The sequence below is a fragment of the Brevibacillus massiliensis genome, from assembly GCF_000311785.1.
Taxonomy (GTDB): Bacteria; Bacillota; Bacilli; order Brevibacillales; family Brevibacillaceae; genus Brevibacillus_C; species Brevibacillus_C massiliensis.
The window spans coordinates 106,865-124,983 of record NZ_HE978547.1; the positions used below are offsets into that span (position 1 = coordinate 106,865).

Genomic DNA, 18,119 nt, shown 5'->3' on the forward strand with positions numbered 1-18,119 from the left:
CGATGAAAAAAGTCGGTTTTCCTTGGGCTTGAAGGCTCAGGAATGCCGACTTTCTTTTTCTGTTAGGGATTGGCCGCTTTCTGAACAGTTAGCTGCAAGGGCGTTAAAAGTTCGCCAGGAAGCAGCTGAAATCGATAAGCAGACTGCGGGAGAATTCATCGGCTTGTTTCAAAGCGGCATGCTTGAATACCGAACGACCCGGTTTTGAGTTGGCCTCAAACATCCAGACATGTCCGTTTACGTCAATCCCCATATCCAACCCCAGTTCACCCAGCGGATCGCCTTTCGTTTCTTCTATGGCCTTAGCGATCCGGACGGCAGCACTGTTGATCCTCTGTTCGATGATAGGCCACTCTATGCCAAAAATCGACTTGAGAAGATCGCTTCCCGGAATCACTGTTCCGCCTGTCCTCACGTGCGTGGTCACACTGCCGGGGCCTGCCACTTTGGCTGCCATGCAAGAGATGACCCAGTCATTCTGAAGATTTTTGTGCATGTGAACGCGGAAGTCAAAGGGGCGGCGTTGATACGTGTGCAGCTCGACTCCCTGCTGCACCAGATATGCGCTGGGACGGCGATTGCGGAACACATGCTGGTATAGCGATGAATAACTGCTGAAGAAGCGTTCCACATTGCCGCCAGCAGTATGGTAGGAGACTTTAAATCTCCTTCCTGGTTGGCGCACCACTTTTACGATTCCGTAACCGAGACTTCCATTTTTTGGTTTTAAATATACCATCCGGTATTTTTTCAGCATTTGGCGGAGGTTTTCCAGTGAGGCGTGGCTGTAGGTTTCGGGGATAAATTCTTTCACATCTTCCAGCGGATAAAGCAGTTTATGGACTCCCCATTTATTGAAGAAGCCACAATTAAACATCGGCAAATTGACTTTGGTATACAGCCTCATTTTGAAATCTTTTACCTGTTCCTGCCGCTCTGCGTTGCGCGAGGGAATGCGATCATACACGACATCAGGCACTGCAGTCGTAATGTACTGCCACTGATAGCGGCCATCTGCCGTCGGGCGTAAAAACCAAGCGTCAACCGTGTTGCGGTCCCAGTCGATGTCACTTGGGGAGAAGATGTAGTAGAAGACGCCCTTTCCTCTTTGTGCAAGCAGCAGTTTGTAAAAAGCGGAGGTTCGCATTCCAATCGGCTTTCTGGCATCCTGCCGCACGCCGGTCGTCACGATGCCAATCGCCGGGCCGATGCGCAATACGTTGCCTTCCCGCTTTAAATGAATCAGTCCGCCGTGGGGGATATACAGTTCTCTGCGCAAGGAGTTGGTCAACCTGACGGTGTTGCTGTCTGAGTTTTTCTTGTCTTGCAAGACAACAGCCGGCACTTCCCGCTTTCCGAGGGATATCATGATCGGCTGATGAGGCATAAGCTGCAGTTTCTGGCACATGCTGGGCGAAAGGAAGATTCCTGTAACATTTCGATGCGAAAAAAAACGGAGCCGTACTAATATGGAATCCATGCTTAGTAACCTCCTAGACGTTCTTTTCTCCCTTTTTAGTGTATTACATATGCAAGGCTATACCTTGTAGTTTGGACGAACAACCAACTGTCATTAGATTCCTTAGCCTGATGTTTGACAGTTTGTCAGGCCATCGCAAATGACCAAAAAATGAACGTTTGCCTTGGTGTCTTTAGCCAGTTCAGTTATGACCTTTTCCCCATATTCTAATGGTATATTCTGACTCTTCACATACACTAAGGCACATGATCTTGGAACAGTCCATTTTACTTGGAAAAGGTGAATGATCAATGAGCCAAAAAAACAAATGGAAAAAATATTTGTTCCTGAAACAATTTGAAGGATTGGCGCCATATTTGCCAAAAACCCGAATGCTCACGGAGCACAACTTTCGGAAATTTATCGAAGAGTACGGCAAGGTGATTCTCAAGCCTGTTTACGGACGCGGCGGCCGAGGTGTCATTCAGGTATCTCCGTTGGAAAACCATCGTTATGAAATACACCGCGAGAAGAAAAAGAAAAGGTTTATTGGAAAAAAATGGGCATACAAGTACATTAAAAGCAAAATCGGATCCTCTCCTTATATGGTACAACGCCGGATTCCCTTAGCCAAAGTGGATAACCGCCCATTTGACATGCGGATTATTGTTCAGCGCAAAAAGCACTCCGATACGTGGGTCATTACCGCAAAAGCCGCAAAAGTCGCCGGCAAAGGCTATATCGTCACCAACAATACAAGGAGCAAAGGAAAACTGCTCCACGTTGAATCTGCGCTTCACCGTTCTTCACTCTACGGCTACTCCCAGCATGAACTGCTGTCCCGGATTGAAAAAGTCGCTCTTCGGGCCGCCAGGCGGCTCAGCCTCCTGTTTCCCCATCACCGAATTTACGGACTGGATATGGGTGTGGATCGAAGCGGCGATATTTGGATCATTGAGACGAATCTGTTCCCCGCGATGTCCCATTTCCGCAAACTGGGCGATCAAACCATGTACTACCGTATCAAGTCCTATAAAAAGGGCTAATTACGAAAAAAAGGTGAGCAAACCATGAGTTTGAGCAAAATGAAAAAATATAAATGTATGATCAGGTCGAAGCGTCTGGTCTCTCACGTGCCGAAAACACGCTGGATGAAGCGAAGCAACCTTTGGGACTTTGCCTCCAAATACGGTCAAGTGATCCTCAAACCCCTTGGCGGGAGCCGGGGCTCTGGAGTGATCCAAGTGTCCTCATTGGGCGATGACCGCTATGAAATTCACCGTGAAAATATTCGCAGAATCCTGCATGGAAAAGAACGTACCTACCGATATGTAAGAGAAAAAACCGGTTCCCGCAAGTACATTGTTCAACGCCGAGTTCCCCTCGTAACAGTCGATAACCGGCCTTTTGACATCCGGGTGATCGTCCAGCGAAAAAAACACTCGAGCACGTGGAAAGTCACCGGCATCGTAGCCAAAGTGGCAGGCAAAGGTTATATCGTCACCAACAATACAAGAAGCAAAGGGACACTGCTGCCGGTAAAAACCGCATTCAAGACTTCTTGCCTGAAAAGTCTTTCGACGGAAAGCTTGCTGGACAACATTTACAAAAATGCAATCCGGACAGCCAAATCTTTGCGGAGGATATATCCGCATCACCGTATCTACGGTTTGGACATAGGCTTGGACCAAAGCGGACACGTATGGATCATTGAGGCGAATCGAAAGCCGCTGATGTCCCATTTCCTGAAGATCAAGGACAAAAGCATGTACCGCCGGATCATGGCTTATAAAAAAGGATAACCGGCAGCGAAAAGCTCCCCCGACGAAAAAAGGCGCCAGCGAGATTGCCTTTTTGGGTTGATCACGATGGAAAAAGAAAAAAGCATAATTTAGCCATTTTAGCCAAATTATGCTTTACTCGTCACATCACATACGGTATATGGCGGAGAGAGTGGGATTCGAACCCACGCACGCCTCACGACGCCTAACGCATTTCGAGTGCGTCCCCTTATGACCACTTGGGTATCTCTCCAGACCGATCAGACAAAGTATAATATAGCATTTTTTTTGCTGCCAGGCAAGTAGAATATTCTGCCAAACCTTGATTTTCCTCTCTAAATGGGGCAAGATTAAAGCTGTTACCTGTCTTTAGTCCCGTAAAAGTGAGGAGTTTCCAATGAAACGCGAACGTTTAGATAAAGTGCTGGCCAATATGGCACTCGGCACGCGAAAAGAAGTGAAGCAGCTGGTGAAGCAAGGGATTATCACCGTTGACGGGGAGGTTGCAACCGACCCCGGCATGCACGTGGTTCCGGAGATACAGACGATCGAAATTGACGGTCATCCGCTCTCTTACAAACGTTGGATCTACGTCATGATGAACAAACCGCCAGGGGTTATCTCCGCAACGGAAGACACCCGGCATCGGACTGTCGTTGACCTGCTTCCGCTTGAATGGGCGACGAAGGTCCATCCTGTCGGCCGTCTGGATATCGATACCGAGGGGCTGCTGCTTTTGACCAATGACGGTCAGCTCTCCCACAGCCTGCTGTCTCCGAAGAAAAAAGTGGACAAGGAGTATTTTGCCCGCATAGAAGGGCGTGTTACATCTGAGCACGTTGAACATTTCCGTCGGGGAGTGACGTTGGATGACGGCTACCAGACGATGCCCGCCTCGTTAGAGATCATCACCCAGGGCGAGACTTCGGAAGTGCGGGTAACGATTACAGAGGGGAAATTTCACCAAGTAAAACGGATGTTTGCTGCCTTTGACCTCCAGGTGGTGTATCTAAAGCGTCTGCGAATGGGTGCTCTGCACCTGGACGATTCCCTTGCCCCGGGAGAGTTTCGCGAGCTGACAGAAGAGGAACTCGCTGCTCTTCGCGGTGATTCGCGCGAATAACCCTGCCGTTTTCCACAAACGCTAAGCAAAAAGCGGGGTGGAAATCATTGAGCGAACAGCCGAATCGGTCAAAACAACCTCACGCCGGACAGCAAGGCAAACAGCATGAGCCCGAATATGCTCCCAGTATGGAAGACGATCAGTTGGATGAACCCGCAACAGAAGAAGAGATCAAAAAGGGTGATTCTACCTTCGTAAGCCACTTGTACATCGACTACATCGATTGATTCACCGATTTTAGCCGCGATCCGGCAGCGTACACACGGAGTCGCGGTTATTTTTTGCGCAGCTCGCGAAAAAAACGTTTTAATAAACCCGCACACTCATCAGCGAGCACCCCTGCGACTACCGGTACCTGATGATTGAACCGCTGGTCGTTCAACAAATTCATCAGCGTCCCGGCACACCCGGCTTTCGGGTCAGCCGCTCCAAATACAACCTCTTCCACTCTGCTTTGAACGATGGCTCCGGCACACATCGGGCACGGTTCCAACGTTACATAGAGCGTGCAGCCGATCAGCCGCCAGCCGCCCAAACGCTCGCTTGCCTCACGAATTGCAATCATCTCCGCATGCAGGGTGGGATCTTTTTTTGTTTCGCGCAGGTTGTAGCCTCTGCCGACGATCTCGCCGTCCCTTACTATAACGGCGCCAATCGGCACCTCACCGATGGCCATTGCCTTTTTTGCTTCGTTGATCGCTTCCTGCATAAACAGCTCGTGTCGAGAATCCTGCCCATTCATTGCACTTTCTTCCTTCCGTCCTGTTCCCATTGCTTGTATTCTACCTTTCTACAAGGCAAATCTCAACAAATTGAAAAAGAGTGCCCGACAACGTCAGACACTCTTTTGCGCAGTCGAACGATTAAAGCCGCTCGCAGAAAAAAAGGGGCTGGAAATCAGAGCGACCTTTGTACCCGCTGAACAAAACCCTATGCTTGTTCGAATCGACCAGGATAAGCTGCTGCAGGCCCTGCTCAATATCGTAAGCAACGCCATTCGTCACGGGAAGAGGTGTATTACGATCAACGTAGTGTCTACGAAGAAGGAAGTCGTAATTGATGTCGCCGATGATGGCGAAAGGATTGCGGAGAGTGTGCTGCCCCGATTATTTCACCGATTCGTCAAAGGCAAGGACGGAGAAACCGGGCTGGGCCTGGCTATTTCCCGCGCAATAATTGAACGACAACCTGACATAACAAAGAACAGACCACACCGTGCCTGGTTCCCGGTATGGTCTGCGTTATTTCGGTCAAATTTGATAAAACCGCTTGGTATTCTGCAGAATCGTTTCCGCAGCGGCTCTTTCCGATATGCCTTTGATGCCGGCAATTTCCCCGACAACAGAAGAAATCATCCGGGGGTGGGTCTGCCTGCCTTGAAACGGCCCTTCGAAAGGCCAGGGGCCATCGGTTTCAACCATCATTTGATCCAACGGATACATCTCCGCCAATGCCCGAATCTCTGCTTCGTACACGATATCAGGCGTAAACGATACGTAATATCCGCTTTGCGCCATCCGCCTGACTGTCTCTTCGTCCCCCTTAAACCAGTGAAAATGGGCATTTCGGACATTGTGCTTCTCCAGCAAATCACAAGCGATTTTGGCATCTTCATACACGGCATGAAGCACAACCGGTTTTTTCAGTTCGGCGGCCAGCGCGATAAACCGATCCAGCAGCCTGGTATAAGGAGCAAGCTCAAAGCTCCTGCCTGCCGCCTCTGCCTGTTTTCGCTCGTAATACGGCAATCCCACTTCCCCTACTGCCACCATCCCATCCCGGTGCTCCCGAATCCACGCAAACAACTGATCCAACTCTTCCCCGGCGATCAATTCCTGTTCAGGGTGAAACCCGTAAGCAGGAAAGACCTGCCGGGGAAATCGGCGCTGCAGCTCGCGGTTTTCCTGGCAAGACGCCAGATTCATGGAAACAGCAACGAGACCTTGAATGCCGTACTCTTCCAGTTCACTGAGCATGGAATGCTGGATGTCCGGTTCATACTTATCCAAATGAATATGGGCATCAATATGGCGCAGCATGAGAAAATTCCTCCTTCGTCCCGGTCGACTCTGCCGATCGCTCCTGCTCACGTTTTAGCAGTTGGTAAATCTCCCGCTTCAACTCGTGAAAAACCGGCATTTCCATCACCTCTTCTGCGCGCGGACGAGAAAAAGGAACGGTTATTTTTTTCAGCACGTTCGTCGGCTTATTGGAGAATACGTAGATCGTATCCGACAGGAACAACGCCTCTTCGATACTGTGGGTCACAAATAGCACAGAGCGCTTCTGCGTCTCCCAAATGCTTGTCAGCCACTTTTGCATGTCATACCGCGTCAGCGCGTCCAACGAGCCAAATGGCTCGTCCAGGCACATATACTCCTGTGGGCTTAAGAGCGCCCGCAAGAAAGCGACCCGCTGCTGCATTCCCCCCGACAAAACATGGGGGTAAGCATGTTCATACCCCTGCAGTCCGACTTTGCCCAGCCACTCTCTCGCCATTTCGATCGACTCCTGCCGGGGCAGTCCCGCTACCTCTCTGGCCAGTATGACGTTATCCTCGATCGTTCGCCACGGCAACAGCGCCGGCTGCTGCGGCATGTAGCTGATCAATCCTTTGGTCCCGGTCACGTCTTTTCCGTCCATGATGACCTGCCCTGACGTGGGCTCAGTCAACCCGCCGATCACGTGGAACAGCGTGCTCTTTCCGCTCCCGGAGGGACCGACGATTGAGACAAACTGGCCTTTTTTCACCGTCAGAGAAATATTGTCGAGCACCCTCCTTACCGTTCCGCCGTTTTGAAACGTTTTGGCGAGGTTCCGGAGTTCCAATTGGCTGTTCACTGTCACCCTTCCACCCCCCATCACAGCCTACACCTTCGGCTTCCATCTGGTACACACTCTCTCCAAAAGGATGATGCAGCCAAATAACAGCAGGCTTAAAAATACGATTATAAAGATAGCTACGAAGACCCGGTCCGTGCGAAATCCGGATTTGGCAAGCAGCATGTAGACCCCGATCCCCTTGTCCGAACCGAGCCACTCCGAAATGACGGCACCCATCACGCTGTACGTCGCAGAGATCTTTAACCCGGAGAACAGATACGGAATGGCGTGGGGCAGCTCCAGTTTGAAAAAAATCTGCCGCCGGCTGGCTCCGATCATCTTCATGTAGTTCATCATCACCGGATCTGTTTGGGCAAAGCCATCCAGGGTGGCGACAGCAATGGGAAAAAAGCAGACCAGGGTGATGACGATCATTTTCGGGAGCAGCCCGAAACCAAACCAGATCATCAAGAGCGGCGCCAAAGCGATAATCGGTATGTTCTGGCTCAAAATCAATAAGGGATAAAAAGCCGTTTTGATCCGCGGCAGCATGTGCAGAACGAACGATAGTACAAATCCGACAACTGCCCCAATGGCGTACCCGATAAGCGTCATCCGAATGGTGAAGGCCGTATGCATCCACATCCTCGGCATGCTGCTTATGCCCTCGGAAACGATTTGCAGCGGACTCGGCAGCATCCAGGCAGGAACCGCCCATATGGTGACCGCCAACTGCCAAACCACCAACAGTAATAGAATTGCCGCGGTCGGCGGCCAAAATTTTTGAAACCACGTTCTGTTCGTCATTGCTTGTCTCTCCGCTTTGTCTATTTTCCGTCCGGGAGAAACTCATTGGTGAAGGCCGCATCTGTGTCTAACGGCTTCTCCAGCAGATGATGTTCATACATCCATTTTGCATAATTTTCCCATACTGACTTTTTCTGCTCTCCCCAACGCGGTGCATCATCCTGATAGCGGGGACTCAACCATTTCTGGCTGGCGAAGACCAGATCTCGATCCAGATCAGGAGCTGCTTTTAGCAAAATCTGTGCTGCCTCTTCCGGCTTTTCAATCGCGTATTGGTATCCTTTGGAGGTAGCGGCCATAAATGCTTTGACGATTTCCGGTTTTTCCTTGATCATCTTTTCACTGGTGATCAATACCGGTGTGTAAAAGTCAAGGCTGTCAGAGTAGTGATTCAGGTAGACGATGTTCAGCGGTTCCTTGCGAAGCTCTGCTTCGATCCCGGTCCAACCGTAGTAGATCAAGGCAAAATCGATATCCCGCTTCATCGAAGTAAAGAAATCGCCTTCCCCCGTGTTGACGATCTTGACTTTCCCGGCATCTGCATGGTCAAACTGCATGACGGATTGAAGCAAGGCAAGTTCTGTCGGGGAACCGTAACCGCCATACGTCTTGCCCTCAAAATCCTTCGGCGTTTTGATATTTTTAAACGCCGGAGAGGCAAAACCCGACGTGTTGTGCTGAATAACCGCTGCGATCGAGACGATTGGCACCCCCTGGGTACGGGCCTGGGAGACGACCTCCTGGTAACTGACGGCAAAATCGACGTCCCCGGATGCGACCATCGCCTCCGCACCGCCCGCTCCCGGCTGCACAATCTCCGCGTTCAACCCCTCTTGTTGGTAGTACCCCTGATCTTTCGCGACATAAAGTCCTGTGTGGTTTGTATTGGGCGACCAATCCAGGGCAATTTTTATCTGAGCGGGTGCAGCTCCGCTTTGCCCTTCCGGTACATGGCCTTGATCTCCCGCCGCTTCCTGACCTTGACCGCCGCAGCCGGCCAGGCTGAAAATCGCCAGCCCCGTTAGAACGGCGTATTTCCACTTACCCAAGTTCATTTTCTCTTCCTCCCCTGATGCTGCGATGCTGAACATAAAAAACGCCCCCTGATCGGGGGCGCCTGACGGACGCACAAAGAAGTGTCAAAATAGGTTTCCCTACGCTGGCATTACCCAGATCAGGTTTAAAGGGTCAGTATCTTCGTGGGATACAATCTCAGCCGGCCAATTCCAGCACCCCTGGCGTATTGATTTGTCAACATCGGATATAATGGTGCCCCCGAGAGGACTCGAACCTCCGACGCACAGTTTAGGAAACTGTCGCTCTATCCAACTGAGCTACGGGGACAAAAAACATCTACACTTCATTATATTTGGGATTCGCCTTTTTTGCAAATGGGAAAAAGCGCAGGCCTGCGCCCGCGCCATCCCGCTGGCATATTTTCCCCTTCTTACGGAGCGATCCTTTCCAGCCCGCCCATATACGGACGAATCACCTCGGGAATCAGGATGCTTCCGTCTGCTTGCTGGTAATTTTCGATGATGGCCGCGACAGTTCGGCCGAGGGCCAGGCCGGAGCCATTTAACGTGTGTACGAACTCGGGCTTGGACTTGGCGTCCCGGCGGAAGCGGATATTGGCCCGCCGCGCCTGGAAATCTTCAAAATTGGAGCAGGACGAAATTTCCCGGTAGCAATTGGAGCTGGGTATCCACACCTCAAGATCGTATTTCTTCGCGGCAGTAAAGCCAAGATCGCCCGTGCACATGCTCAAGACCTGGTAAGGCAGACCCAGCAGCTGCAGGACTTTTTCCGCGTTGGCCACCAGTTTTTCCAATTCCTCATAGGAATCTTCCGGCTTTACAAACTTGACCAGCTCTACCTTGTTGAATTGATGCTGACGGATCAACCCGCGAGTGTCACGGCCGGCAGAACCCGCCTCCGAGCGGAAACACGCACTGAACGCGGCATAGTACCGGGGTAAGCTGGCACCGTCCAGGATCTCGTCACGATGCATGTTGGTAACCGGCACTTCCGCTGTCGGAATGAGGAAATAGTCAGGACCGTCCAAACGAAAGGCATCTTCTTCAAATTTTGGCAGTTGGCCTGTCCCGGTCATGCTCGTCCGGTTCACGATATAAGGCGGGATAATTTCGTCATATCCGTGCTGGCTGACATGCAGATCCAGCATGAAGTTCATCAGGGCGCGTTCCAACCGTGCACCCGCCTTTTTGTAAAAGACAAAGCGGCTTCCGGTCACTTTTGCCGCCGATTCAAAATCGAGGATGCCCAGTTCATTGGCCAGCTCCCAATGCGGCTTTACCGGGAAATCATACTGCTTTGGCTCGCCCCATTTTCTGACGACGACATTGTCCTCTTCCGTTAGTCCCACCGGGGTGGATTCGTGCGGCAGGTTAGGCAGACTGAGCAGAATCTCCGTCACTTTCTCATCCAGCTGCCGAAGCTCTTCATCCAGTTCCTTGATCCTGTCGTTTACCTGCTTCATTTCCGCGATCAGATGGTCGGCATTTTCCTTATTCCGTTTCAGTACTGCGACTTGTTCTGAGACTGTGTTTCGTTTATTTTTTAAGGTTTCTGCTTCTTGGATGACTTGTCGGCGTTTTTCATCTGTTTCTGCAAATTGGTCAAGAGCGGAAATATCTTCGTTCCGATTGGCCAACTTTCGTCTGACCCCTTCTAAATCCTGTCGCAATATCTTCGGATCTAACATGACATATCCCTCCATCGCTATATACAAACATAAAAAAACACCCGCTCCCGCTAAGGGACGAGTGTGGACCCGCGTTGCCACCCTTATTGGCAAATTGTCCGCTTGAAATCGCGTCAGACAATTTACCCTCTTTTACGTGATAACGGCACGCTGCCGGGCAAGGTTATTTCCCTCGCCGCTCCGGGATGGATTCGTCTGTTTGTTGGGACGGTTTGCACCTTCCACCGCCTCTCTGCACCAATCAATACAGAGTACTTGTTCCCGTCGAAGCTTTCTTCCTTATTATTATTTTAATTTACACCAAAATCTATACGGGTGTAAAGCGCAAAAAAGGCACCTTATACAGGTGCCTTGTCCTTGCGGGATTCTTTGACCATGTCCAGGAAGTACTTGTGGAAACGGCAGTCCTCGGTCAACTCCGGATGAAACGCCGCTGCCAAGAACTGTCCATCCCGGGCAGCTACGATCTTGTTATCGTATTTTGCCAGGACTTGTCCGGCTCCTCTCACTTCCACGATATAAGGCGCGCGAATAAACACGGCGGGAAAATCAGGTGCCACGCCGGCAATCGGCAGGGAGACTTCAAAGCTGTCCTTTTGTCGGCCGTATGCGTTTCGTTCTACAGTAATATCCATTAACCCGAGGTGGGCCTCATCCTGGCCGACAATTTCCTTTGCCAATAAAATCGCTCCGGCACAGGTTCCAAAAATCGGCTTTTTCTCAGCGGCGAACTGCTGCAGCGCCTCCATAAACCCGTATTTTCGCATCATTTTCCCGATCGTGGTGCTTTCTCCGCCGGGAATAACCAAGCCGTCCAGATCACGTAATTCTTCTACCTTTTTGACAGCAACCGCTTCCGCGCCTGCCTGTTTCAGCGTGCGGATGTGTTCGGCTACTGCACCCTGCAGGGCAAGAACGCCAATTTTCATCGATATTCCACCTTACCAACCGCGATCCTGCATGCGGTCTGCGTCGCCAATCTTGGAGATCTCGATGCCTGTCATCGGCGTGCCCAGTCCTTTGGAAACGCGGGCAATTAATTCGTAATCGGTATAGTGGGTGGTCGCTTCCACAATCGCCCGGGCGAATTTTTCAGGGTTCTCCGATTTGAAAATACCGGAACCGACAAATACCCCGTCAGCGCCAAGATGCATCATCAAAGCGGCATCAGACGGTGTGGCAACCCCGCCGGCAGCGAAGTTTACCACTGGCAGTTTGCCGTTTTTGTGTACGTACTCCAGCAAGTCGTAGGGAGCGCCCAGTGTTTTGGCTTCCGCCATCAATTCGTCATAGGACATGCTTTGAACCTTGCGAATCTGCGATTGCATCGTCCGCATGTGACGAACGGCTTCCACGATATTGCCCGTTCCCGGCTCGCCTTTGGTGCGGATCATCGAAGCGCCTTCGCCGATACGCCGCAGCGCCTCACCCAGATCGCGAGCGCCGCAGACGAAAGGAACGGTAAATTCTTTTTTATTGATATGGTACAGATCGTCCGCCGGCGTCAGCACTTCGCTCTCGTCGAGATAATCGACGCCCATCGATTCCAGAACCCGTGCTTCCACAAAGTGACCGATCCGCGCCTTGGCCATGACCGGAATGGAAACCGCCTTTAAAACCTCTTCGACGATGCCGAGATCAGCCATGCGAGCTACTCCGCCAGCTGCGCGAATATCCGAAGGAACCCGTTCCAAAGCCATGACGGCAACAGCACCAGCTGCTTCGGCGATTTTTGCTTGCTCTGCATTGACGACATCCATAATGACGCCGCCCTTCTGCATTTCTGCCATACCCCGTTTAACCCGATCCGTACCTACTTGAACCATTTGACAAGCCCCCTGCTCAAATATTTCAGAAACTTGGTCTTATTTTAAACGATGATTCATGTGGTAGACAACCTGCTAATTTCCTATTTATTTCCCAATAATCCCATTAAATAGGTTACCAATAAACTGTATGATGCTTCTGAAAAACAGGCGGATCCAACTTCCTTTTTCTACATCTTCTCCGGCCACCAGATCTACACCTGCGTTCTTTAGATCATCGGGCTGCAGATAATCGCTTTCTGCATCTCCTTCTGCCTTGAACGTCACTTTTCCGATAACCTGTCCCTTCTGAATAGGGGCAGTCAAGTCGTTAAACGTGACAGTCGGCGTGACCTTCACGTTGTCCCCTGTCTTCGTAAGTACAGAGACGACACTGCCTGTTACCGCTGGAACCGTTACGTCGACTCCTTTTTTCACAGGAGCCGTTTCGAAACCTGTGATGGCAGCCCCCTGATCCACTTTCTTCGCCAGTTTATAGTTGCTGAAGCCGTAATCAAACAGCTTTTTCGTCTCGCCAAACCGCTCCGCCGTGTTCTCGGTTCCCATTACGACACTGATTAATCGCATGCCGTCGCGAGTTGCCGTTCCGGTAAAACAGTAGCCGGCCTGTTTAGTATGCCCTGTTTTCAGTCCGTCGACTCCCGGGTACTCGTAAGGCAAACCGGGAAGCATCCAGTTGTAGTTGGCTCTCGGCGTCGCATTCGGCTTCCCTTCCCGGAATACGAAGCGCGGGATTTTGGAGATTTCCAGCGCCTCCGGGAAATCCCGAATCAGCGCCCTTGCCAATATCGCTGCGTCGCGGGCAGACATGGTATTGTCCTTTCCGTCAAAGTTGGCCGGCGTGTACTTTCCCAGTTCATCGGCCGGCAAACCGGACGAGGTTACGAAATAGGTATTTTTCATTCCCAATTCCTGGGCCTTTTTATTCATCATGGCGACGAAATTGGGCTCATCGCCGCCGACTTTTTCCGCCAGCAAGACGGTGGCGTCATTGGCGGATGCAATCGACATGGCCTTGTACAGCTCTTGTACGGTATGCTCCTCGCCCATGTTGAGGTATACCCCTGACGAGTCGCTCATTTTGGCAATAAAAAACGCGTAGTCACTGACAGGAACGACATCTGTCCACTTTATTTTCTTGTTTTTGATGGCTTCTAGGACCAAGTACTCGGTCATCATCTTGGTCATGCTGGCCGGCGGCAACGGTACATCCTCATTCTTTTTGTAAAGAATTTTCCCGGTAGACGCTTCTACGAGGATCGCTGAATTTACCGCCAAATCAAGGTTTGGTTGTGCCTGGGCTGCTGCATTCGCTTGAGATGATGCCCCGAGCAAGGATGTACTGAACAGCGAAATTGTAAAAAATAGAATCGTCAGCCGCTTTATCCATCTCGGCATCATACTATCACTCTCCCCATATTTACGTGGTTGCTCTACGTGTTAGTTGGCACACAGCTTTTAGTCTACCATAAACAACTTGATCTTTCAGGGCTTTTCCAAAAAGAAAACATGGGAAGGCTAATCAACCCGAAAAAACTCCCCTTTCGTCGCTATGAAAAGGGAGTTTCTCTGCCCTAATAATTAGGAAATAGAGTAATTGGGTGCTTCCTTGGTGATTTGAACATCGTGTGGATGGCTTTCGCGAAGCCCTGCGCCAGTAATCCGGACAAAACGGGAATTGTTTTGCAGCTCTTCAATGTTTTTCGTGCCGCAATAACCCATTGCCGCCCGCAGTCCGCCAATCAACTGGAAAACGACATCTGCCAATGGACCCTTGTAGGGAACGCGGCCTTCTATTCCTTCCGGTACGAGTTTTTGCTCATTATCCTGGAAGTAACGGTCCTTGCTTCCTGCTTTCATCGCTCCGATCGACCCCATGCCGCGGTATACCTTGAATCGGCGGCCTTGGTAAATTTCAAATTCACCGGGACTTTCCTCTGTTCCCGCAAACAGGCTGCCGATCATGATCGCTGAGGCTCCGGCGCCAATGGCTTTCGGCAAATCCCCGGAGTACTTGATGCCGCCATCGGCGATAATCGGGATACTGTACTCGCGGGCAACCGTTGCGCAATCGTATACAGCCGTGATTTGCGGTACGCCGATCCCGGCAACAACACGTGTCGTACAAATCGATCCAGGTCCGATCCCTACCTTGATGACGGAAGCGCCAGCTTCGATGAGATCCCGGGTTGCTTCACCCGTGGCGACGTTCCCGGCGACGATCGTCAAGTCCGGGTAATTGGCCCGCAGCTTTTTCACGGTCTCCAAAACTCCCTTGGAATGTCCGTGAGCCGTATCCACCACAAGCAAATCGACGCCCTTCTCGACAAGCGCCGCAGCCCGTTCAAACGTATCGGCGGAAACGCCAACGGCTGCTCCGCACAGCAGTCGGCCCTGCTTGTCCTTTGCAGCATTCGGATATTGAATGGCTTTTTCGATATCCTTGATGGTGATAAGACCTTTTAATACATTGTTTTCATCGACCAGCGGCAGCTTTTCGATCTTATGCCGCTGCAGAATCTCTTCAGCCTGCTGCAGCGTCGTTCCGACCGCAGCCGTCACGAGGTTGTCCTTTGTCATCACTTGATGGATAGGGGTGGAATAATCGTGAACGAAACGCAGGTCCCGGTTGGTCAGAATCCCGACAAGGTGATTTTCTTCATCGACAATCGGGACACCGGAGATGCGGAATTTCCCCATCAACGCATCGGCATCTGCCACTGGATGATCGGGGGTGAGGGAAAAAGGATTGGTAATAACACCGCTTTCTGACCGTTTCACACGGTCTACTTCACTTGCCTGCTGTTCAATGGACATGTTTTTATGGATAACGCCAATTCCGCCTTGGCGGGCAATAGCGATGGCCAGTGCCGACTCCGTTACCGTATCCATTCCTGCGCTGATTAACGGAATGTTGAGCTTCACCGACTCGCTTAAGACCGTTTTTACATCTACTTCGCGGGGAAGGATCTCGGATTTTCCCGGAATAAGCAAAACATCGTCAAATGTAAGCCCCTCTTTGACGAACTTATTTTCCCACACAATGTTTATCCCCTTTCGCCCAAAAATGTTTTATCGCCAGTTTAGCAAACCACTTAATTTACTGTCAAGGAATGCTTATAATGTTCGGCTTCCTTGGAAAATATACTATTATATTCCCTTCAATTCATGAAAGCACTACCATTTTAACGAATATTCTGTTTAAGGCGGTGCCAATTAATGCCTTCTCCCTGGGATTGGCTGCGATACCTGGAGACGGAACCTGCGGCTAGGAAATTTTTAACCAATTCCTATGATGCTTTGAAAATAGAACAACCGGAGCGCCTTTCCTTTCAGCAAAGCGGCCGGTTCTCATACACATGGAGGCAGGCGCGGGCTTTTTACGAAGCAGCCTTCCAGTGCGAGCTGCTCGTTCGACCGACGCTGCTGTTTTACGGCTGTACTCATTTGCTGAAAGGTTATCTGATAACCCGCGATCCCTATTATCCGCGAACGAGCCGGATGCTCCAGCACGGAGTGACGACCAGAAAAATGAAAAAAAACCCCTACCATCTGCTTGCAGACGAAATACGTCCGCAAAAAGAGGGTTTTTTTCCTCATTTGGCTAAAATCATTGGCGATTTTCCCATGCAGGATCGCTATTCCGTGTCCCAGCTCTTTTCCTACGTTCCTGAACTGCGGGAAGAGTGCAAGATGGCGCTGGGCGATTCCGTTTGGCAGCCTGTGATTTGTCAGGATCAATCATGGCTCGCGTTTCCTCCCGTTATCCAGGGAACGTTGGGATTTTCCATAGAAACGTTCTTGGATTACTTGAATCGGCTCGCTCCTTCCGGGATCCGCTTTTTCCCGGCAGAAGGTTCTTCTGCTGCAGTTCACAAGCGGGTCAGGATCAGCATTGCCAACGGCAGCCTGCTGGATCAGCATCCGCTGTTTGCCGAAGGGGAATCAGAGCTTTATTTTTGGAGCGGTGAGGAACCGTTTCCGCTGCCAAAATGGGCTGTCCATTACATGCTGTTGTACATGTTAAGCATGCTGAGCCGGTATGAGACCGAGTCCTGGGGGGAACTGGTCCTTTCCCATACGCTCTCAGAGGTCTATTTGGTAAACCGCTTTTTAGACATCCACCAAAGGGTATTCCCTGGCTACATCCGCCGTTTGCTGGATTGCGTTTAGATCGACTGACACCTTACTTCCTTTGACCGCTCTGTTCCCATGCCGCTATGCTGTATGTATTTTTTGCATCCCAGATCAAGTATTGGTCAACACCCCTGTCCCTTCCGGCTTTGATCTGGGCCTGTACCTGGCTTGCGCCGTAGGGGATGTGTCCCTTTACCCATGTGGCCGTAAAATCCTGATACCAGGGACGAATTACGGCCGGCTTCCTGCCGTCGGCGGTTAACACCTGATTTTTTTGCTGGGCATCGGCGAGCCCGTGCAAGATGTTCTCATACGGTTTGGCATCCGGGAGGGACAAACCGTAGGTTCCACTGGCATAATGGGACGGATACATCATCGGACAGATGGTATCGACCTCTGGTGAGATCAACTCCCACTTTTGCCCGATGCCCATATCATCTGATACGGACGGCACAAGTCCAAACACATCTGCAGAAATGGAAACCTGGTACGGAGCCAGCTCTTTCCTTGCGTATCGCAAAAAATTTGCGATGACCTGCTGTTTCGTTGCGCTGTCCTGTTGATAGTACTTGACTTCCCGGTCGATCTGTTTTCCCCCTGCCGGAAATCTGACGTAATCAAACTGAATTTCTTTAAATCCCTTTCGCGCTGCTTCCTTTGCCAATGCAATATTGTATTCCCACACTTCTGTTCGGTAAGGATCGATCCAGTTTACCCCTTTTCGGTCCTGATACAATCCGCCTTCTTTTCGCTGGATAGCCCAGTCTGCTCTTTCTTTTGCCAAAAGCGGATCCTTAAAACAGACAATTCTTGCAATTGGGTAGATATGATGCTCATGCAATGTGCTGATCAACTGATCGATGTCGGGAATAAATCTGGTCTTGTCTGCCCCGATCTTCTTTGCAAGGGGGACTTCCGAGTTATATGTAATCCTTCCGGCGTCTTCTTTTACGTCTATGACCATCGCATTCAATTCGGAGTGGTCAACAAGGTTGAGCAATCGTTGAAAATTGCCGTTCCCGGCACTTCTCCCGGTCACATAAATGCCTTTTACTTTAACTGGAATTTTCATCCTGCCTATCTGTTCAGGCGAAGCGAGCAAATTCTCTTCGCTCCATGCGTTTGCAGGGATTGTATCAAGCGGTTGGTCCGGACTATTCCCATGGGTTGCAGATACTGCGACTGCGCAGCCGGTTAATCCGGACAAAAGCAGTATGGAGAGGATACGAGCAAAGCTTGATGTCCACTCGATTCGCCACCATGCCACAACGCACTCCTCCTTCCCAGAATAGCATAGACGTGAATGACATTCGGCTGTTCGCTTACCTTTGTAGTATGTGTTATCGGCCAGATTACTTGTCCAGCAGTTTATTCCTCTTTTTGAAAGAAAAACAAAAAAAAGCCAGCTTACGCTGACTACTGTCTTTTTCTATCGTTT

The 18,119-nt window shown here is 50.7% G+C and carries 17 protein-coding genes, 2 tRNA genes, 1 pseudogene, 1 riboswitch and 1 other annotated feature; of the genes and pseudogenes, 6 read left to right on the plus strand and 14 right to left on the minus strand.

Annotation, left to right across the window (positions count from 1 at the left end):
- Positions 1-103: 103 nt before the first annotated feature.
- Positions 104-1,480 carry a YheC/YheD family endospore coat-associated protein gene (locus HGBM_RS21740; protein ID WP_019123205.1) on the minus strand — a complete coding sequence of 459 codons (1,377 nt, stop codon included), beginning with the start codon at positions 1,478-1,480 and terminating at the stop codon, positions 104-106.
- A 290-nt stretch (positions 1,481-1,770) separates the two neighbouring features.
- Between HGBM_RS21740 and HGBM_RS21745 the strand changes: the two genes are divergently transcribed.
- A complete protein-coding gene (locus HGBM_RS21745) occupies positions 1,771-2,505 on the plus strand; it encodes a YheC/YheD family protein (protein WP_019123206.1) in 735 nt (244 codons plus the stop codon).
- Positions 2,506-2,529: 24 nt separating this feature from the next.
- Positions 2,530-3,261 (plus strand): YheC/YheD family protein, encoded by a 732-nt coding sequence (locus tag HGBM_RS21750; RefSeq protein WP_019123207.1) that lies wholly within the window; start codon positions 2,530-2,532, stop codon positions 3,259-3,261.
- 140 nt (positions 3,262-3,401) lie between these two features.
- On the opposite strand, the gene HGBM_RS21755 is transcribed toward HGBM_RS21750, so the two are convergent.
- Positions 3,402-3,493, minus strand: a tRNA-Ser gene (locus tag HGBM_RS21755).
- A gap of 144 nt (positions 3,494-3,637) precedes the next feature.
- On the opposite strand from HGBM_RS21755, the gene HGBM_RS21760 reads away from it, so the two are divergent.
- Together HGBM_RS21760 and HGBM_RS30995 are read left to right on the plus strand one after the other, a co-directional pair.
- Positions 3,638-4,363 carry a pseudouridine synthase gene (locus tag HGBM_RS21760; RefSeq protein ID WP_019123208.1) on the plus strand — a complete coding sequence of 242 codons (726 nt, stop codon included), beginning with the start codon at positions 3,638-3,640 and terminating at the stop codon, positions 4,361-4,363.
- Positions 4,364-4,410: 47 nt separating this feature from the next.
- Positions 4,411-4,590, plus strand: a complete 180-nt coding sequence (locus HGBM_RS30995) for a hypothetical protein (protein WP_019123209.1) — start codon at positions 4,411-4,413, stop codon at positions 4,588-4,590.
- Between the two features lie 47 nt (positions 4,591-4,637).
- Here the strand turns inward: HGBM_RS30995 and tadA are convergent, their stop codons facing one another.
- The gene (gene tadA / locus HGBM_RS21770) at positions 4,638-5,105 is read right to left on the minus strand and encodes a tRNA adenosine(34) deaminase TadA (protein ID WP_019123210.1); all 468 of its coding nucleotides are present in this window, start codon (positions 5,103-5,105) and stop codon (positions 4,638-4,640) included.
- A 190-nt stretch (positions 5,106-5,295) separates the two neighbouring features.
- On the opposite strand from tadA, the pseudogene HGBM_RS31920 reads away from it, so the two are divergent.
- Positions 5,296-5,532, plus strand: a pseudogene (locus tag HGBM_RS31920) (ATP-binding protein); the annotation flags it as partial.
- Positions 5,533-5,613: 81 nt separating this feature from the next.
- On the opposite strand, the gene HGBM_RS21775 reads toward HGBM_RS31920, so the two are convergent.
- The 10 genes from HGBM_RS21775 to guaB form a co-directional block, all read right to left on the minus strand.
- Complete coding sequence (locus tag HGBM_RS21775; protein WP_019123211.1) at positions 5,614-6,402, minus strand: TatD family hydrolase; 789 nt, start codon at positions 6,400-6,402, stop codon at positions 5,614-5,616.
- A complete protein-coding gene (locus HGBM_RS21780) occupies positions 6,386-7,225 on the minus strand; it encodes an ABC transporter ATP-binding protein (protein ID WP_035287654.1) in 840 nt (279 codons plus the stop codon). Before HGBM_RS21780 ends, HGBM_RS21775 begins: the two co-directional genes overlap by 17 nt.
- 6 nt (positions 7,226-7,231) lie before the next feature.
- Entirely contained in the window at positions 7,232-7,993 is a 762-nt protein-coding gene (locus HGBM_RS21785; protein WP_019123213.1) for an ABC transporter permease, read from the minus strand.
- Between the two features lie 20 nt (positions 7,994-8,013).
- Positions 8,014-9,084 (minus strand): ABC transporter substrate-binding protein, encoded by a 1,071-nt coding sequence (locus HGBM_RS21790; RefSeq protein WP_019123214.1) that lies wholly within the window; start codon positions 9,082-9,084, stop codon positions 8,014-8,016.
- 43 nt (positions 9,085-9,127) lie between these two features.
- A riboswitch (TPP riboswitch) is annotated at positions 9,128-9,240 on the minus strand.
- 20 nt (positions 9,241-9,260) lie between these two features.
- A tRNA-Arg gene (locus tag HGBM_RS21795) sits at positions 9,261-9,337 on the minus strand.
- A 103-nt stretch (positions 9,338-9,440) separates the two neighbouring features.
- Positions 9,441-10,718, minus strand: coding sequence for a serine--tRNA ligase (serS, locus tag HGBM_RS21800; protein WP_019123215.1), 1,278 nt, complete (start codon positions 10,716-10,718; stop codon positions 9,441-9,443).
- A gap of 50 nt (positions 10,719-10,768) precedes the next feature.
- Positions 10,769-10,995 (minus strand) — a binding site (T-box leader).
- A gap of 61 nt (positions 10,996-11,056) precedes the next feature.
- Positions 11,057-11,647: a pyridoxal 5'-phosphate synthase glutaminase subunit PdxT gene (gene pdxT, locus HGBM_RS21805; protein WP_019123216.1), complete on the minus strand. Its 591-nt coding sequence runs from the start codon at positions 11,645-11,647 to the stop codon at positions 11,057-11,059.
- Positions 11,648-11,659: 12 nt separating this feature from the next.
- The gene (pdxS, locus tag HGBM_RS21810) at positions 11,660-12,544 is read right to left on the minus strand and encodes a pyridoxal 5'-phosphate synthase lyase subunit PdxS (protein ID WP_019123217.1); all 885 of its coding nucleotides are present in this window, start codon (positions 12,542-12,544) and stop codon (positions 11,660-11,662) included.
- Positions 12,545-12,631: 87 nt separating this feature from the next.
- On the minus strand, positions 12,632-13,945 hold the full coding sequence (locus HGBM_RS21815; protein WP_019123218.1) for a D-alanyl-D-alanine carboxypeptidase family protein: 1,314 nt from the start codon (positions 13,943-13,945) through the stop codon (positions 12,632-12,634).
- A 180-nt stretch (positions 13,946-14,125) separates the two neighbouring features.
- Positions 14,126-15,586: an IMP dehydrogenase gene (gene guaB / locus HGBM_RS21820; protein WP_019123219.1), complete on the minus strand. Its 1,461-nt coding sequence runs from the start codon at positions 15,584-15,586 to the stop codon at positions 14,126-14,128.
- Positions 15,587-15,763: 177 nt separating this feature from the next.
- On the opposite strand from guaB, the gene HGBM_RS21825 reads away from it, so the two are divergent.
- Positions 15,764-16,717 carry a YaaC family protein gene (locus HGBM_RS21825; protein ID WP_019123220.1) on the plus strand — a complete coding sequence of 318 codons (954 nt, stop codon included), beginning with the start codon at positions 15,764-15,766 and terminating at the stop codon, positions 16,715-16,717.
- Between the two features lie 13 nt (positions 16,718-16,730).
- On the opposite strand, the gene HGBM_RS21830 is transcribed toward HGBM_RS21825, so the two are convergent.
- On the minus strand, positions 16,731-17,948 hold the full coding sequence (locus tag HGBM_RS21830; RefSeq protein WP_147512956.1) for a putative glycoside hydrolase: 1,218 nt from the start codon (positions 17,946-17,948) through the stop codon (positions 16,731-16,733).
- Between the last annotated feature and the right edge of the window lie 171 nt (positions 17,949-18,119).

Excerpts from the sequence above, each read along its gene's own strand:
- HGBM_RS21740 (WP_019123205.1), bottom strand. The coding sequence starts at position 1,480 with ATGGATTCCATATTAGTACGGCTCCGTTTTTTTTCGCATCGAAATGTT.
- pdxS (WP_019123217.1), bottom strand. The coding sequence starts at position 12,544 with ATGGTTCAAGTAGGTACGGATCGGGTTAAACGGGGTATGGCAGAAATG.
- HGBM_RS21780 (WP_035287654.1), bottom strand. The coding sequence starts at position 7,225 with ATGGGGGGTGGAAGGGTGACAGTGAACAGCCAATTGGAACTCCGGAAC.
- HGBM_RS21790 (WP_019123214.1), bottom strand. The coding sequence starts at position 9,084 with ATGTTCAGCATCGCAGCATCAGGGGAGGAAGAGAAAATGAACTTGGGT.
- HGBM_RS21785 (WP_019123213.1), bottom strand. The coding sequence starts at position 7,993 with ATGACGAACAGAACGTGGTTTCAAAAATTTTGGCCGCCGACCGCGGCA.
- HGBM_RS21750 (WP_019123207.1), top strand. The coding sequence starts at position 2,530 with ATGAGTTTGAGCAAAATGAAAAAATATAAATGTATGATCAGGTCGAAG.
- HGBM_RS21775 (WP_019123211.1), bottom strand. The coding sequence starts at position 6,402 with ATGCTGCGCCATATTGATGCCCATATTCATTTGGATAAGTATGAACCG.
- serS (WP_019123215.1), bottom strand. The coding sequence starts at position 10,718 with ATGTTAGATCCGAAGATATTGCGACAGGATTTAGAAGGGGTCAGACGA.
- HGBM_RS21760 (WP_019123208.1), top strand. The coding sequence starts at position 3,638 with ATGAAACGCGAACGTTTAGATAAAGTGCTGGCCAATATGGCACTCGGC.
- tadA (WP_019123210.1), bottom strand. The coding sequence starts at position 5,105 with ATGAATGGGCAGGATTCTCGACACGAGCTGTTTATGCAGGAAGCGATC.
- HGBM_RS21815 (WP_019123218.1), bottom strand. The coding sequence starts at position 13,945 with ATGATGCCGAGATGGATAAAGCGGCTGACGATTCTATTTTTTACAATT.
- HGBM_RS21825 (WP_019123220.1), top strand. The coding sequence starts at position 15,764 with ATGCCTTCTCCCTGGGATTGGCTGCGATACCTGGAGACGGAACCTGCG.
- HGBM_RS21745 (WP_019123206.1), top strand. The coding sequence starts at position 1,771 with ATGAGCCAAAAAAACAAATGGAAAAAATATTTGTTCCTGAAACAATTT.
- pdxT (WP_019123216.1), bottom strand. The coding sequence starts at position 11,647 with ATGAAAATTGGCGTTCTTGCCCTGCAGGGTGCAGTAGCCGAACACATC.